The organism is [Zimmermannella] faecalis ATCC 13722, from assembly GCF_000381765.1.
GTDB classification, from domain to species: Bacteria; Actinomycetota; Actinomycetes; order Actinomycetales; family Microbacteriaceae; genus Gulosibacter; species Gulosibacter faecalis.
On the sequence record NZ_KB907074.1, the window covers coordinates 311,132 to 325,804 of the forward strand.

18 protein-coding genes are annotated in these 14,673 nt (G+C 66.1%); 9 read left to right on the forward strand and 9 right to left on the reverse strand.

Annotated features, from left to right (window positions below; translation table 11 throughout):
- Positions 1 to 13 precede the first annotated feature (13 nt).
- Positions 14 to 895 carry a COX15/CtaA family protein gene (locus tag G328_RS0101435; protein WP_019617562.1) on the reverse strand — a complete coding sequence of 294 codons (882 nt, stop codon included), beginning with the start codon at positions 893 to 895 and terminating at the stop codon, positions 14 to 16.
- 219 nt (positions 896 to 1,114) lie between these two features.
- On the opposite strand from G328_RS0101435, the gene sufB reads away from it, so the two are divergent.
- From sufB to G328_RS0101460, 5 genes are read left to right on the forward strand one after another with little or no spacing between them, the layout of a single operon-like run.
- Complete coding sequence (gene sufB / locus G328_RS0101440) at positions 1,115 to 2,533, forward strand: Fe-S cluster assembly protein SufB (protein ID WP_019617563.1); 1,419 nt, start codon at positions 1,115 to 1,117, stop codon at positions 2,531 to 2,533.
- 4 nt (positions 2,534 to 2,537) lie between these two features.
- A complete protein-coding gene (gene sufD, locus G328_RS0101445; RefSeq protein WP_019617564.1) occupies positions 2,538 to 3,725 on the forward strand; it encodes a Fe-S cluster assembly protein SufD in 1,188 nt (395 codons plus the stop codon).
- Complete coding sequence (locus tag G328_RS0101450; RefSeq protein WP_019617565.1) at positions 3,722 to 4,054, forward strand: non-heme iron oxygenase ferredoxin subunit; 333 nt, start codon at positions 3,722 to 3,724, stop codon at positions 4,052 to 4,054. The genes sufD and G328_RS0101450 overlap by 4 nt, the downstream gene beginning before the upstream one ends.
- Before the next feature lie 2 nt (positions 4,055 to 4,056).
- Positions 4,057 to 4,818: a Fe-S cluster assembly ATPase SufC gene (sufC, locus tag G328_RS0101455; protein ID WP_019617566.1), complete on the forward strand. Its 762-nt coding sequence runs from the start codon at positions 4,057 to 4,059 to the stop codon at positions 4,816 to 4,818.
- 20 nt (positions 4,819 to 4,838) lie between these two features.
- Positions 4,839 to 5,171: a metal-sulfur cluster assembly factor gene (locus G328_RS0101460; protein WP_019617567.1), complete on the forward strand. Its 333-nt coding sequence runs from the start codon at positions 4,839 to 4,841 to the stop codon at positions 5,169 to 5,171.
- Positions 5,172 to 5,254: 83 nt separating this feature from the next.
- Here the strand turns inward: G328_RS0101460 and G328_RS0101465 are convergent, their stop codons facing one another.
- The 3 genes from G328_RS0101465 to G328_RS0101475 are packed head-to-tail and all read right to left on the reverse strand — an operon-like array spanning position 5,255 to position 7,124.
- Positions 5,255 to 5,851 carry an energy-coupling factor transporter transmembrane component T family protein gene (locus tag G328_RS0101465; protein ID WP_019617568.1) on the reverse strand — a complete coding sequence of 199 codons (597 nt, stop codon included), beginning with the start codon at positions 5,849 to 5,851 and terminating at the stop codon, positions 5,255 to 5,257.
- Positions 5,848 to 6,540, reverse strand: a complete 693-nt coding sequence (locus G328_RS0101470) for an energy-coupling factor ABC transporter ATP-binding protein (RefSeq protein ID WP_019617569.1) — start codon at positions 6,538 to 6,540, stop codon at positions 5,848 to 5,850. Before G328_RS0101470 ends, G328_RS0101465 begins: the two co-directional genes overlap by 4 nt.
- Positions 6,537 to 7,124, reverse strand: a complete 588-nt coding sequence (locus G328_RS0101475) for a biotin transporter BioY (RefSeq protein WP_019617570.1) — start codon at positions 7,122 to 7,124, stop codon at positions 6,537 to 6,539. Before G328_RS0101475 ends, G328_RS0101470 begins: the two co-directional genes overlap by 4 nt.
- Before the next feature lie 54 nt (positions 7,125 to 7,178).
- Here G328_RS0101475 and G328_RS13680 point away from each other — a divergent pair, with 54 nt between their 5' ends.
- From G328_RS13680 to abc-f, 3 genes are read left to right on the forward strand one after another with little or no spacing between them, the layout of a single operon-like run.
- Positions 7,179 to 7,778, forward strand: a complete 600-nt coding sequence (locus tag G328_RS13680) for a TetR family transcriptional regulator (RefSeq protein WP_019617571.1) — start codon at positions 7,179 to 7,181, stop codon at positions 7,776 to 7,778.
- A gap of 2 nt (positions 7,779 to 7,780) precedes the next feature.
- Positions 7,781 to 8,731: an EamA family transporter gene (locus G328_RS13685; RefSeq protein ID WP_051082784.1), complete on the forward strand. Its 951-nt coding sequence runs from the start codon at positions 7,781 to 7,783 to the stop codon at positions 8,729 to 8,731.
- Positions 8,731 to 10,332, forward strand: a complete 1,602-nt coding sequence (abc-f, locus tag G328_RS0101490; protein WP_019617573.1) for a ribosomal protection-like ABC-F family protein — start codon at positions 8,731 to 8,733, stop codon at positions 10,330 to 10,332. Before G328_RS13685 ends, abc-f begins: the two co-directional genes overlap by 1 nt.
- Positions 10,333 to 10,347: 15 nt before the next feature.
- Here abc-f and G328_RS0101495 read toward each other — a convergent pair whose 3' ends face one another.
- From G328_RS0101495 to G328_RS15590, 3 genes are read right to left on the reverse strand one after another with little or no spacing between them, the layout of a single operon-like run.
- Positions 10,348 to 11,232, reverse strand: a complete 885-nt coding sequence (locus G328_RS0101495; protein WP_051082786.1) for an SURF1 family cytochrome oxidase biogenesis protein — start codon at positions 11,230 to 11,232, stop codon at positions 10,348 to 10,350.
- Positions 11,229 to 11,501, reverse strand: coding sequence for a hypothetical protein (locus G328_RS0101500; protein WP_019617575.1), 273 nt, complete (start codon positions 11,499 to 11,501; stop codon positions 11,229 to 11,231). Before G328_RS0101500 ends, G328_RS0101495 begins: the two co-directional genes overlap by 4 nt.
- Positions 11,498 to 11,830 (reverse strand): DUF3099 domain-containing protein, encoded by a 333-nt coding sequence (locus tag G328_RS15590; RefSeq protein ID WP_019617576.1) that lies wholly within the window; start codon positions 11,828 to 11,830, stop codon positions 11,498 to 11,500. The genes G328_RS0101500 and G328_RS15590 overlap by 4 nt, the downstream gene beginning before the upstream one ends.
- 125 nt (positions 11,831 to 11,955) lie before the next feature.
- Here G328_RS15590 and fabG point away from each other — a divergent pair, with 125 nt between their 5' ends.
- Positions 11,956 to 12,669: a 3-oxoacyl-ACP reductase FabG gene (gene fabG, locus G328_RS0101510; protein WP_019617577.1), complete on the forward strand. Its 714-nt coding sequence runs from the start codon at positions 11,956 to 11,958 to the stop codon at positions 12,667 to 12,669.
- Between the two features lie 22 nt (positions 12,670 to 12,691).
- Here the strand turns inward: fabG and serB are convergent, their stop codons facing one another.
- Positions 12,692 to 13,390, reverse strand: a complete 699-nt coding sequence (gene serB, locus G328_RS0101515) for a phosphoserine phosphatase SerB (protein ID WP_187325716.1) — start codon at positions 13,388 to 13,390, stop codon at positions 12,692 to 12,694.
- On the reverse strand, positions 13,387 to 14,634 hold the full coding sequence (gene glgC / locus G328_RS0101520) for a glucose-1-phosphate adenylyltransferase (protein ID WP_026339575.1): 1,248 nt from the start codon (positions 14,632 to 14,634) through the stop codon (positions 13,387 to 13,389). Before glgC ends, serB begins: the two co-directional genes overlap by 4 nt.
- Between the last annotated feature and the right edge of the window lie 39 nt (positions 14,635 to 14,673).

The window sequence follows — 14,673 nt, forward strand, 5'->3', positions numbered from 1 at the left end:
GTGTAAACCGGGGCTATCGGCCTCGGCGCGCGTTCACGATCACGAGCGTGAGCTGCGCGACCGCGACGACCGCGAGAATCATGTGGGTGGCAACCGACCAAACCGGCAGCCCGGTGCGCGACTGGTAGACACCGAAGGCGATCTGCACGACGACGATGACGGTGAGCGCGATGACGCCGCGGCGCGTGTGTGTGGGACCGCTGCGTCCCACGATCACGAGCAGCACGACGAGAGCCGCCGCGAGCGCGTAGGCGGGCCACGAGTGCACGTGTTGCATCACCTCGGCGTTGAGCCCGTTCCGGGCCGCGATCGAGTCACCCGCGTGCGGACCGGCGCCGGTCGTGAGCACTCCGACGATCTCGGTGATCCAGGTGAGCACGGCGACGATCATGAGCGCGACCCACACGGCGCGCGGAGCCTTCGGTGTCGAGTCGATCGGGAGGGGCTCGGCAAGACGCACTCGCTGGAGGAGCATCGCCGCGACACCGACGAGGGCAACGGAGATGAGGAAGTGTACGCCGACGATGCGCGGGTCGAGGTGGAAGAGTACCGTGACGCCGCCAACCGCGGCCTGCACGATGATGAGGATGCCGACGAGGAACGCGGGCCGCCGCAGGCCGTACTCCTTCGGTGCGTTGAAGACCGCGAGGAACGTGAGCAGCGCGACGACGACGAGCACGCCCGTGAGGGTGCGGTTCCCAAACTCAATGAGTCCGTGGATCCCCATCTCCTTCGTTGGGACGAGCGACTCGGTCGTGCACAAGGGCCACGTCGGGCAACCGAGTCCGGAGCCCGTGAGACGTACGAGGCCGCCCGTGCCGACAATGAGAATGTTGACCACCAGGTTTGCCCACGCGAGCGCGCGGGTCCAGCCGGTGACCGATTGCGGCATCATGAATGCGAGCCGTTTCAACGACGTACCTCTCAGTCTGTGTGCTTTACCCCGAGTTGTCTGGACAGTGGCTTAGACTTAGGGGTGGTGTTCGTTTCGCGCGAGCGCGCTTCCCAAGAGACTGACGGGGAAGGAATCAGCGCATGAACGCGTTTCATTCTATGCGGGTGTGCGCATCCGCCGCGCGAGCTTCGAACCGTGGACGATATGAAAGAGGTAGGGATGTCTGATCTGCTCATCGACCGCCCCGAGCTCAATGACCTGGGTCAGTATGAGTTCGGCTGGCATGACCCGGATGTTGCGGGATCGGCGGCCAAACGTGGCCTGAGCGAGGACGTTGTGCGTGACATCTCGCGCATCAAGAACGAGCCCAAATGGATGCTCGAGCGTCGCCTCAAGGGCCTGCAGATGTTTGGGCGCAAGCCGATGCCGACCTGGGGCGCCGACCTCAGCGACATTGATTTCGACAACATCAAGTACTTTGTTCGCGCATCCGAGGCGCAGGCCCAGTCGTGGGAGGACCTGCCGGAAGATATCCGCAACACCTACGAGCGACTCGGCATTCCCGAGGCTGAGCGCCAGCGTCTCGTCGCGGGCGTCGCCGCGCAGTACGAGTCCGAGGTCGTCTACCACCAGATCAACGAGGAGCTCGAGCGCCAGGGTGTCATCTTCATGGACACCGACACCGCGCTGCGCGAGCACCCCGAGTTCTTCGAGGAGTACTACGGCACGGTGATTCCTGCGGGCGACAATAAGTTCGCCGCGCTGAACACCGCGGTGTGGTCGGGCGGCTCGTTCGTGTACGTGCCGAAGGGCGTGCACGTCGAGATTCCGCTGCAGGCCTACTTCCGCATCAACACCGAGAACATGGGCCAGTTCGAGCGCACGCTGATCATCGCCGATGAGGGCAGCTACGTGCACTACATCGAGGGCTGCACGGCGCCGATCTACAAGACCGACTCGCTGCACTCGGCCGTCGTCGAGATCATCGCGAAGAAGGATGCCCGTGTTCGATACACGACGATCCAGAACTGGTCGAACAACGTCTACAACCTCGTGACGAAGCGCGCCATCGCCGAAGAGGGCGCGACGATGGAGTGGATTGACGGCAACATCGGCTCGAAGGTGACGATGAAGTACCCGTCGATCTACCTCACTGGCGAACGTGCGAAGGGCGAAACGCTCTCGGTCGCGTTTGCGGGCCCCGGACAGCACCAGGACGCGGGCGCGAAGATGATCCACATGGCGCCGCACACCCAGTCGTCGATCGTCTCAAAGTCGATCGCCCGCGGTGGCGGTCGTGCGGGCTATCGCGGCGAGGTGCGCATCGCCGAGAACGCGCACAATTCGGCGAACTCGGTGGTGTGTGATGCCCTCCTCGTCGACGAGATCTCGCGGTCGGACACGTATCCGGCGATCGACATTCGCGTCGACGACGTGCAGCTCGGTCACGAAGCGACCGTCACGAAGGTGTCTGAGGAGCAGCTGTTTTACCTCATGAGCCGCGGCCTCGAGGAGACCGAGGCAATGGCCATGATCGTGCGCGGGTTCATCGAACCGATCGCGCGCGAGCTGCCGATGGAATACGCGCTCGAGCTGAACAAGCTCATCGAAATGAACATGGAAGGATCGGTCGGTTAGACCTATGACGATTACCGAAACTCCGCGCCTGCCCGAGAGCGCCGGAAAGTTCGTCCCCGTCCAGACCCGTTCGGAGCGCCCGACGTCGTTCGAACCGAGCGACTTCACGAAGCCGACTGGCCGCGAGGTCGACTGGAAGTTCACGCCGGTCGCAAAGCTTTCGCCGCTCTTCGTCGACGAGCCCGGTGACGAATCGGTCACCGTCGAGGTGACCGGGCCGGAGGGGTTCCGTGCTGGCACGCTCGCGCCGGGCGAGGCGCCGCGCGGCACCGGCTTCGTGCCCGAGGGGCTCGCCGAGGCGATCGCCTCGAAGCACGCCTCCGCGACCCACGTGGTGATCCCCGCCGGTACCGAGCTTGACGCTCCCGTGGTCGTTCGAGTGAGCGGGGGCACGGCCGAGGGCCGCGCACTCGTGCACCTCGTGCTGCAGGCCGAGGCCAACTCGACGGCGACGATCCTCGTGGAGCACACGGGGTCGGCGACGCTGAGCGAGAACGTCGAGATCCTCGTCGAAGACGGTGCGAACCTCGACGTCATCGCGATTCACGAGTGGAACGACGACACGGTCCACACCGGCGCCCACCAGGCGAGCCTGGGCAAGGACGCGACGCTGAAGCACACGATCGTGACCTTCGGCGGCAAGGTCGTGCGGGTCAACCCGACGATTCACCTCAACGGCTCCGGTTCTGAGGGCATCGCGAAGGGGCTGTACTTCTCTGACGCGGGCCAGCACTTTGAGCACCAGGTCTACATCGACCACGCGGGCGAGCGCACGACGAGCGATGTGAACTACAAGGGTGCCCTGCAGGGCGAGGGCGCGCGTTCGGTCTGGATCGGCGACGTGCTGATTCGTCCGACTGCGGTCGGCACGAACAGCTACGAGCAGAACCGCAACCTCGTGCTCTCGAACGGTGCCCGCGCCGACTCGATCCCGAACCTCGAGATTGAGACCGGCAATATCGAGGGTGCGGGTCACGCGTCGGCGACGGGCCGCTTCGAAGAGGAACAGCTGTTCTACCTCATGGCCCGGGGCATCGACGAACTCACGGCCCGGCGACTAGTCGTGCACGGATTCCTCAACGAGATCGTGCAGTCGATCAGCGTGCCCGAGGTGCAGGACCGCATGCGCGAAACCCTCGAGCGGGAACTGGAGGCGAGCACGGAAGCCATGATGGCGGCGAGCGCCGTATGAGTTTCGAGCGCGTCTGCGGGGTCGACGAAGTGCAGGTGGATTCCCCGATGCGCGTCGAACTCGGCGACCAGGCCATCGCGCTGGTGCGCGACTCGGCGGGCGAGCTCTTCGCAATCGGCGATCGCTGCACCCACGGCGACATCTCGCTTTCGGAGGGCTTCGTCGAAGACGGCACCCTCGAGTGCTGGGCCCACGGCTCGCAGTTTTCGCTCCGCACCGGGTGGCCGAAATCGCTTCCCGCCTTCGAACCCGTTCCGGTCTTCGCCATCAAGGTCGAAGACGACGAAATCTTCATTGACCCGACCCCGATCTATAGGGAGAACAACTAGTCATGTCCGTTCTTGAAATCACGAACCTGCACGTGCAGGTCGAAACCGACCAGGGCCCCAAGGAAATCCTGAAGGGCGTCGACCTCACGCTGAACTCTGACGAGATTCACGCCATCATGGGCCCGAACGGTTCGGGCAAGTCGACGCTCGCGTCGTCGATCGCTGGTCACCCGGCCTACGAGGTCACCGAGGGCTCCGTCAAGCTTGACGGCGAGGAAGTCCTCGAGATGTCGGTCGACGAGCGCGCGAAGGCCGGACTGTTCCTCGCGATGCAGTACCCGGTCGAGATTCCGGGTGTGACGCTCTCGAACTTCCTCCGCACCGCGAAGACTGCGATCGACGGCGAGGCGCCGGCACTCCGCGGCTGGCTCAAGGAGGTGCGTGGCTCGATGGAAAACCTCCGCATGGGCAACGAGTTCCTCGAGCGCAACGTGAACGAGGGCTTCTCGGGCGGTGAGAAGAAGCGCGCCGAGATCCTCCAGCTCGAGCTGCTCAAGCCGAAGTTCGCCGTGCTCGACGAGACCGACTCGGGCCTCGACGTCGACGCGCTGCGCATCGTGTCCGAGGGCGTCAACCGTGTGAAGGGCGAGACCGGCCTCGGCGTGCTCCTCATCACGCACTACACCCGCATCCTCCGCTACATCAAGCCGGACTTCGTGCACGTCTTCGTCGACGGCCGTGTGGCCGACGAGGGCGGCGCCGAACTCGCCGAGAAGCTTGAGAACGAGGGCTACGACAGCTACCTTCAGGCTGCAAAGGCCTAAGGCAAGCAAGGAAGGCCAACATGGCACTCGTTTCACTCGAACCGGTTCGCTACGACGAACTCGAAGAGGCGCTGAAGTCGGTGGTTGACCCCGAGCTCGGCGTCAACATCGTCGACCTCGGCCTCATCTACGGACTCGACTGGGAGGACGAGCTCGACGCGCTCGTCATCTCGATGACCCTCACGTCGGCGGGCTGCCCGCTGACTGACGTGATTGAAGATGAGACGGCGAAGGCCCTCGACGGCCACGTCGAACGCTTCAAGATCAACTGGGTCTGGATGCCGCCGTGGGGCCCCGAGAAGATCACCGACGACGGTCGCGAGATGATGCGGGCCCTCGGGTTCAACATTTAGCACCGCGTCAGACGCACCGAAGCCCGGGCACAAATTGTGTGCCCGGGCTTCGTCGTGCGTCCCAGCAGGGGTGGCGCGGTTGCTCAGTCGAGCCCGCGGGCCCGCATTGCATCGGCGAGTTGATCACCGTGCTGCAGCGTGAGTACCAGCAGGGGCATGAGGATGCGCGGTGATGCGCCGCGGCGGCCGCGCGCGATGAGTGCCTCGCGGAGGCTGCCAGCGAGCGCGGCGATGACCGGGACCGTCGCGATCGTGAGGGAGAGGACGAGCGCGACCCGGTCGGGACGCCCGCCGAGCGGGCGAAGCGGTGCGAGCATCCGCTCGAGCAGGTCCATGAGCCGCGACATCGGCGTCGTGAGCGTGAGCAGGGCCGCAAGGAGCACGACGATGAGTACGCGCCCGGTGTTGAGCACGGCAATCTGCCACGGCAGGAAGATGAGCTGCGGAACGAGCATGATCACAAGGAGCCACCGCAACTGCCAGAGCTGAGCCGCGACGTCGGCTGGGGAGAGCCCCGCGACAAACAGCAGCGCGAGTGTGACCGCGCCGGCGCCAACGAGGAGCTGCCACGTGTCGCCGACGAGCGACAGCACGAGGGTTGCCACTACGAGCGCGAGAAGCTTGCACCACGCGGGTGCGCGGTGGATCGGGCTCGAACCCGGTCGGTACAGGGAGATCACGCGACGCTCGCTCGGTACCGGGCGACAACCTCCGCTGGGGCATCGACCGCTTCGATACCACCGTCGCGGACGAGCACCGCGACGTCACAGCGCTCGGCGAGCTCGAGGTCGTGGGTGACGATCACGAGCTGATGCGCCGCGTCGGCGTCGAGCAGCGTTTGCGCGATCGTCTCACGGTTGCGCAGGTCGAGAAGTGCCGTGGGCTCGTCGGCAACCACGAGCGCCGGTTCGGTCGAGAGCACCGCGGTCACCGCGAGCAGCTGCTGCTGACCACTCGAGAGCGAGTGGGCGGGCGCATCCGCGAGCTGTTGGAGCCCCGAGCGGGTGAGCGCAGCGTCGACCCGCATTCGCACCTCGTTTCGCGGCAAATCTCTCCCGCGAAACGAGAAGGCGAGGTCTTCGCGCACGGTCGGCATGATGATCTGCGCTGCGGGGTTGGGAAACACGAAGCCGACCCTGCGGCGCACCTCGGGCCCCTGCATTGCCGGGTCGAGCCCGTGCACGCGGACCTCGCCGCGCGTCGCAGTGACGAGGCCGTTGAGCAGCCGCGCGAGGGTTGACTTGCCCGAGCCGTTCTCGCCAATGATCGCGATTCGTCGGGCGTCGAGGGCGAAGTGCACGTTGCGGAGCGCGGGCCGGCCCTCGCGCGTCACCGAGACGCCGCGCAGCTCGATGTTCGCCGCGGTCATCGCTCCGCGCGCTCGGGCCAGGCGAATGCGCGAGGATACGCCCGCCAGAGCGCCATGGTCGCGGCGGTGGCGAGTGCGACCTTGATGAAATCGCCAGGCAGGAACGCGAGGCTCGTCAGGAGGGTCTCCCACAGCCCAAGCCCGGTGATGAGCGACTGCAGAGGAATCCCGACCGCGTAGATCGCGACGATGCCGCCGAGCGTTGCGCCGAGTGCGACCCGCCACCAGCGCGGGGTCGCGGCGCCGGCACGCACGATCAGGCCCACGAGGAATGCTCCGAACACCCAGCCGATGAGGTACCCGACCGAGGGGCCAGCGAAGACACCGAGGCCGCCGCGCCCGCCCGCGAGCAGGGGCAGGCCGAGGGCGACGAGTGCGAGCAGCGTCAGCACCGAGGCAGCACCACGCCAGGCACCGAGCACGGCGCCCGCGAGCATGACGCCGAGGGTCTGTGCCGTAATTGGGACGGCGCCGCCGATCATGATCGTGCCGGGGAGGCCGAGCACGGCAATGAGCGCGGCAAAGACCGCGATGCGGGCGAGGTCGGCGGTTGTGGCGCGGGGTGCGGCGACGGCCTGGGTCATGGTTATCCTTCGATCGGTACTCCTGAACGGTGTTCAGGTTATACGATGGGTGGGATGCCCGCAGCACCCAACGCACAATCTCGCAACACGACGTCGCCCGCGCATGCGGCGAAGGGCCGCTACGGAGGCGACGACGTCGTGCGTGCGGCGATGGGGATGCTCGCGCGCGGGGGACTGCCCGCGTTCAGCATGCGGGCGCTCGCCCGCGAGCTCGACGTGCAACCGAGCGCGCTCTACTGGCACTTCGCCGATAAGCAGACTCTGCTCGCCGCGATTGCCGACGAGATCATCGAGGCGGCCGAGCCCTCTGGCTCTGAGGCAACCCCGAGCGAGATCGCGACGGGGCTCCGCGAGGTGCTGCTCGCGCATCAGGATGGTGCGGAAATCGTCATGTCCTCGATTGCGCTCGGGCTCGGGGCAGCGGCGGCACACGAGCGCTTCGTCGTCGCGTTCGAGGATGCGGGGCTTGAGCGAGGGGTTGCCGCCGCGGCAGCGACGACCTCGCTTCACTACGTGCTCGGCGAGGTGATGCACGAGCAGCAGCGCGCGCAGGCGGTAGCATCTGGGGTGCCGGTTCACGCGCATCCAGTCGACGCGGGCGCGACGGCATTCGAGCGAGGGTATTCGGCGCTGTTGCGCGGTCTGGGGGAGTAGTCGTGCGATTCGGTCTGGCGTTGCTGCTGATCTCGACCGTCTCGGTACAGTTCGGCAGCGCGTTCGCCGGGCTACTCATGACAGAGGTCGGCGCGCTCACGGTCAACCTGTGCCGTGCAGCACTCGCCGCGGTCGCGCTCGGACTCATCGTGCGCCCAAAGGCGTGGCGGTGGTCATGGTCACAGCTGCGGCCGGCGATCGCGCTCGGAGTCGTCGTGTTCGGCATGAACACCACGTTCTATCTCTCGATCGAGCGGCTCCCGATCGGTGTTGCCGTGTCTCTGGAGTTCTTCGGGCCCCTCGTACTCTCAGCGGTGTTGTCACGTCGCCCGCGAGACTTTCTCTTCATCGGGATCGCGGCGCTCGGCATCGGCGTGATGGGCGTCGAGGCGGCGCTCAAGGCCGACCACCTGGACCCGATCGGCATCGTCTACGCGCTCGTGGCGGGCGTGTTCTGGGCGCTCTACATCCTCGCGGCGGCGAAGGTGGGCGAAGTCATCGAGGGGCAGGGCGGCCTCACGATCGCGTTCTTCGTCGCGACGCTGCTCGCGTTCCCGCTCGGCGTCTCGGGGCTCGGCGCGGTCTTCGCCGACTGGCGCCTCATCGGGCTCGCCCTGGTCGTGGGCGTGCTCGCCGCGATCATCCCGTACACCTTCGAGTTCCTCGCGCTCAAGCGCGTGCCGAAACGCGTGTTCGGGGTGCTGATGAGCGTCGAGCCCGCGATCGCGACGCTCTTGGGCTGGCTCGTGCTCGAGCAGGCTGGGAGCCCGTGGCGACTCGGCGCAATTGCGCTCGTGGTGATCGCGAGCGTCGGAATCACCCTCGGTGCGCGTAAAGTGGTCGAGGTCAATCTGCCGCTGGAGGACCTGCACACGGGAACAATCGAACTCCCAATTGCGCCCGCGCAGGTTTCCGAACAACCCCTTCCCGATCGAAATGAGGATCCCAAGTAGTGCTTGCCGTTCAAGATCTCGAGATCACCGTCGGCTCGCGCACCCTCATGAGCGAGGTGAGCTTCCGGGTTCAGGCCGGCGACAAGATCGGGCTCGTCGGGCGCAACGGTGCGGGGAAGACGACGCTCACGAAGGTGCTTGCGGGTTGGACGCTCCCGAGCGGGGGCAAGGTCGAGAAGTCGGGTGAGATCGGCTACCTACCCCAGGACCCGCGGTCGGGCGACCCGACGCAGACCGCGCGGAATCGCATCCTCGACGCCCGTGGGCTCGGTTCCGTGCGCACGCGGCTCGCCGACGCGGCGACGGCGATGGCGGAGGCAGCGAATGACGCTGACCGCGACCGGGCGATGCGTCGCTACTCGCGGCTCGACGACGAGTTCGTCACCCTCGGTGGCTACGCGGCCGAGAGCGAGGCTGCGGCGATCGCGTCGAACCTCAACCTGCCCGACCGCATCCTCGACCAGCAGCTCGACACGCTCTCTGGTGGGCAGCGCCGCCGCATCGAACTCGCGCGCATCCTGTTTTCGGATGCCGAGACGATGATTCTCGACGAGCCGACGAACCACCTCGATATGGACTCGGTCGTGTGGCTGCGAGAGTTTCTCAAGACCTACCGCGGCGGGCTCATCGTCATCTCGCACGACGTCGAGCTCGTGGGCGAGACGGTCAATCGCGTGTTCTACCTCGACGCGAACCGTCAGGTGATCGACATCTACAACATGGGCTGGAAGCAGTACCTGCGCCAGCGTGAAGCCGACGAGGAGCGCCGCAAGAAGGAACGCGCGAACATCGAGAAGAAGGCGTCGGCGCTGCAGCAGCAGGCCGCACGCTTCGGTGCGAAGGCGACGAAGGCGGCGGCCGCGCACCAGATGCAGCGGCGTGCCGAGCGGATGCTTGGGTCACTCGACGAGGTGCGGCAGTCCGACCGGGTGGCGAAGCTGCGTTTCCCGACCCCGGCGCCGGTCGGCAAGACTCCGATCAAGGCCGAGCACCTGTCGAAGTCGTACGGCTCGCTTGAAATCTTCACGGGGGTCGACCTCGCGATCGACCGGGGCTCGCGCGTCGTCGTGCTCGGTCTCAATGGTGCGGGCAAGACGACGCTCTTGCGCATCCTCGCGGGCGTCGACCAGCCTGACACGGGGGAGATCATCGCGGGCCACGGGCTCCGCGTCGGCTATTACGCACAGGAGCACGAGACCCTCGACGTCGACCGCTCGGTGCTGCAGAACATGGTGTCGGTCTCGCAGCACCTCACCGAGACCGAGGCGCGCAAGGTGCTCGGCTCGTTCCTATTCTCGGGTGACGACGTGCACAAGCCCGCCGGTGTGCTCTCGGGCGGCGAGAAGACCCGACTCGCCCTCGCCATGCTCGTCGTGTCATCGGCGAACGTGCTCTTGCTCGACGAACCGACGAACAACCTCGACCCGGCCTCGCGCGAGCAGATTCTCGACGCGCTCGCGCACTACGAGGGCTCGGTCGTGCTCATTTCGCACGACGAGGGTGCCGTCGGGGCGCTCAACCCGGAGCGGGTGCTGATCATGCCCGAGGCCATTGAAGACCACTGGAACCCCGAGTACTTCGACCTCATCGAGATGGATTAGCGCTCGGCCGCGCCGCTAGCTTCCGCTGTCGAGGAGGTCGTCTTCAATCTCCGCGTCGGTGCGACGCTTGCGGTTTCGGTTGCGCTCCTCGGCGCGGGCGGCCGCGCGGAGCACGCGAGGATCGTCTTCGTTGCGCTCCTTGAACTCCTCGCGCAGGCCGTAAACGAGCCCGACGGCGGCGATGATCGCGAAGACGATCCACTGCACGGCGTAGCTCAGGTGGTTGCCCTCGGTGAGCTCCGGTTTCGGCGTGAGCTCGCCTGTCTCGGCCGCGACCGATTCGGAGCGAAGCAGCCCGTAGGCGCCCGTGTACGTGCGGTCGGTGCCGAGCTCGGTCGCGAAGGTTGGCAGGTGAATCGTCGCGATCTGCCCGTCGGGTGCGGAGCGCCCCGGAATCTCGCGCTCGCCTGGCTTGAGACGCGCGGTTACCGTGATCTCGCCCGTGGGTGCGGCGGGCACGTGGTCGGGGGAGTCCTGCTCCGCACCGGTGGGAATCCAGCCGCGGTCGACGATGAACACCTCACCCGAGTCGGTCTCGAACGGCGTGAGAATCTCGAACCCTGGCTGCCCGTTGAACGGCCGGGCGCGCACGAGCAGCTGTTCCTCGACGAGGTAGTGGCCGGTCATCTCCACCGGAACCCACTCTTGGTTGTGATCGTACGAGTCGAGTTCGGGGAGCACGTCAGCGAGCGGCTGCGGGGTCGCATCGAAGTGGGCGGCGACGAGCTCGTTCTCGTCGACTCGCTCGAGTCGACGCTCGAACTGCCAGTGCGAGAGGAACCCGCAGGCGATCGCGAAGACGATGAGCAGGGCGAAATAGCTCACCCAACGGCGGCTGAGGAGGAATCTCCAGCCCTGGCGCGTTGTGGGTGAGGATGCGCGAGTGTCCGTTTCGGTCACTCGATCGGTTCCTCGTTCACCGGGTCGCCGATGCGCGCGATGCGCAAGGGGAACCGTCGCGATTCAAGAAAGCCGAGGAGGAACTCGTAGTGCTCGCCGCAGGCGAGCCAGATCTTCACGCGATCGGCGTCGTGGATGCGCGGATTCCGCCACTCGATGCGGTGTTCGGCGGGGGAGCTGCACTGGGCACGCGAACACTGCGGGCTCGCGTCGTCGGTGACGAGGAAACCGCGCAACCGACTGCGCAGGTCGAACTCGCCGCTGCTCATTCCGCCCCCTTTGCCGTATCGTTTTCGGTCGCATCCCGCCACCTGTCTGCGGTGATCGGTTCGCGGTACACGACAATCGCGCCCGCATCGGGCGATTCTACCCCTCGCTGGCGGCGGGAGCGAACGTGATTCGCGAGCATGACGGCGATCATCGGCAGGAAGATCGCACCAAGGGCGAGCACCCAGAGGAACGGACCACGAACGACGATCATGAGCAGGAAACATGCGGTGCGAATCGCCATGGTGAGCATGTACTGCCGAAGGCGGGCCCGGCGCTCCTCCTCGGCGCTCTGCGTCATCGAAGTGACGTTGGTGACCTTGCCGTTCATGAGTTCCAGGATTCGTCTCGCGGTTGAATGCTTCAAGCGTACTCCCGGGCCCGCCTAGACTGGGCGAGATATTGCGCCTGCGTTTCGCGGGCCAAGCCGAGCAATCGACACCCTCGAGGAGCAGCATGACCACCCAGCGCACCGTTCTCGTCACCGGCGGCAATCGCGGCATCGGCCGGGCCATCGCGGAGGAGTTCCTCGCGGCGGGGCACCGTGTTGCCGTGACGTCGCGCTCGGGTGAGGGCGGCCCCGAGGGGGCGCTCACGGTCGCCGCCGATGTCACCGATGCTGCGTCGGTTGACGCGGCGTTCACCCAGGTCGAGGCCGAGTACGGCCCAGTCGAGGTGCTGGTCGCAAACGCCGGCGTGACGAAGGACACCCTGCTGCTGCGCATGTCGGAGGACGACTTCGCCGACGTAATCGACACGAACCTGACCGGCGCGTTCCGCGTGATCAAGCGGGCGACGAAGGGGCTCTTGCGCGCCAAATGGGGCCGCGTCGTGCTCATCTCGTCGGTAGTGGGGCTCTACGGTTCGCCCGGGCAGCTCAACTATGCCGCTTCGAAGGCGGGCCTCGTTGGTATTGCTCGTTCGCTCACCCGCGAGCTCGGCAGCCGCGGGATCACCGCAAACGTCGTTGCCCCGGGCTTCATCGAAACCGAGATGACCGCGGTGCTTCCCGAGGCCACGCAGCAGCAGTACCTTGCGAGCATCCCCGCCGGCCGGTTCGGCGCGGTGCGCGAGGTTGCGCAGACAGTCCGGTGGCTCGCCGGTGACGAAGCCGGCTACATCTCGGGCGCGGTGATTCCCGTCGACGGCGGCCTCGGCATGGGGCACTAGCCCACGGCGGTGCCGCGCTCGCTCAGCCGCGCAAGCCGAGCGCGGCGAGCAGCTGCGTCATGTCGCGGCTCGGCAGCGAGATTGCCGCCTCCTGGCGCACGATCGGTTTCGCGTCGAAGGCCACCGAGAGGCCGGCGATCGACATCATCCCGAGGTCGTTCGCGCCGTCGCCAACGGTGATGACTCGCTCGGCCGGGACGTCGAGTGACTGTGCCCAGCTGCGTACCGTGTGGCGCTTCACGTCGCGCCCGATGATCGTGCCGGAAACGTCGCCCGTGAGCTCGCCGTCGGCAGTGACCTCGAAGCGGTTCGCGCGCCAGAGGTCGAGGCCGAGTGTTTCCGCGAGCGGGTCGAGCACCTCGTGGAAGCCGCCCGATACGGCGCCGACTCGTCCGCCCGCGGCGTGAATCGCAGCGATGGTCTCTGGCACGCCTCGGGTGACTCGAATACGCTCGCCGACGCGGGCGATCTGGTCGAGCGAGATGCCGCGCAGCAGCGCGACGCGCTCGCGCAGGCTGCCATCGAAGTCGAGCTCGCCGCGCATCGCGCGTTCGGTGACCTCGGCCACCTCGTCGCGCACGTCGGCGAACTCGGCGATGAGCTCGATCACCTCGTCTTCGATGAGGGTCGAGTCGACATCGAACACCACGAGGAATCGGGCGCCCGCAGTGACTCGTCCGCTGCCGTGGACAGGGGTCAGTTCGAGGTCGGAAATGCTCACCGCTCGACGATACCGTTCTTCGGCACCACCGTGAGGCCCGACTCCGTGACCGTGAAGCCGCGGGCGAGGTCGGCCTCGCGGTCGATGCCGATCGTCGCGCCGGCGCGGACGATGACGTTCTTATCGAGGATGCAGGAGCGCACCTGCGCGCCCGGCTCGACCTCGACGCGCTCGAACGTCACCGAGTCGACGATGAGGGCGCCAGACTGCACCTTTGTCCACGGGCCGAGCACGGAACGCTCAACATGGGCGCCCGAGATGACCGACCCGAGCGAGATGATCGAATCGATCATGGTGCCGGTCGACCCACGCGAGTCGCGCACGAACTTGGCCGGCGGCGAGTTCAGCGTCTGCGAAATGATCGGCCACTTCTCGTTGTAGAGATTGAAGATCGGCAGCGTCTGAATGAGGTCCATGTGTGCCTCGTAGAACGAATCGATCGTGCCGACATCGCGCCAGTAGTCACGGTCGCGGGGCGTCGACCCGGGCACATCGTTATCAATGAAGTCGTAGACGCCGCAGTCCTGCTGCGCGACGAAGGCGGGGATGATGTCGCCGCCCATGTCATGCTTCGAATCATCGAGCTGCGCATCGGCAATGACGGCTTCGACGAGCTTGTCGGCATCGAAGACGTAGTTACCCATCGACGCGAGAATCTCGTGCGGGCTGTCGGGCAGGCCGTTCGTCGTCTCGGGCTTCTCGAGGAATTCCCGGATATGCGAAGGGTTGTCGGGTTCGACGTCGATGACGCCGAACGAGGTCGACATTTCGATGGGCTGGCGAATCGCGGCGACGGTTGCGCCGAGGCCCGACTCGATGTGCTGCTCGATCATCTGCGAGAAGTCCATGCGATACACGTGGTCGGCACCGACGACGACGACGATATCGGGCTTCTCGTCTTGAATAAGGTTGAGCGACTGGTAAATGGCGTCCGCCGAGCCCGAGAACCAGTGCTTACCGCGACGCTGCTGCGCGGGCACACTCGAGACGTAGGAACCGAGGATCGCGGGGAGTCGCCATGTCTGTGACATGTGCCGGTCGAGCGAGTGCGACTTGTACTGCGTGAGCACGACGATCTGGTTGAGCCCCGAGTTCACGAGATTCGAGATCGCGAAGTCGATCAATCGATACTGCCCCGCGAACGGCACAGCCGGCTTCGCTCGGTCGGCGGTAAGTGGCATGAGCCGCTTACCCTCGCCGCCGGCAAGCACAATTCCGAATATTTTCTTCTGCCCCTTTGCCATGAGGTTCACTCTAGGACGAAGACATTAATGAAGTTGTGC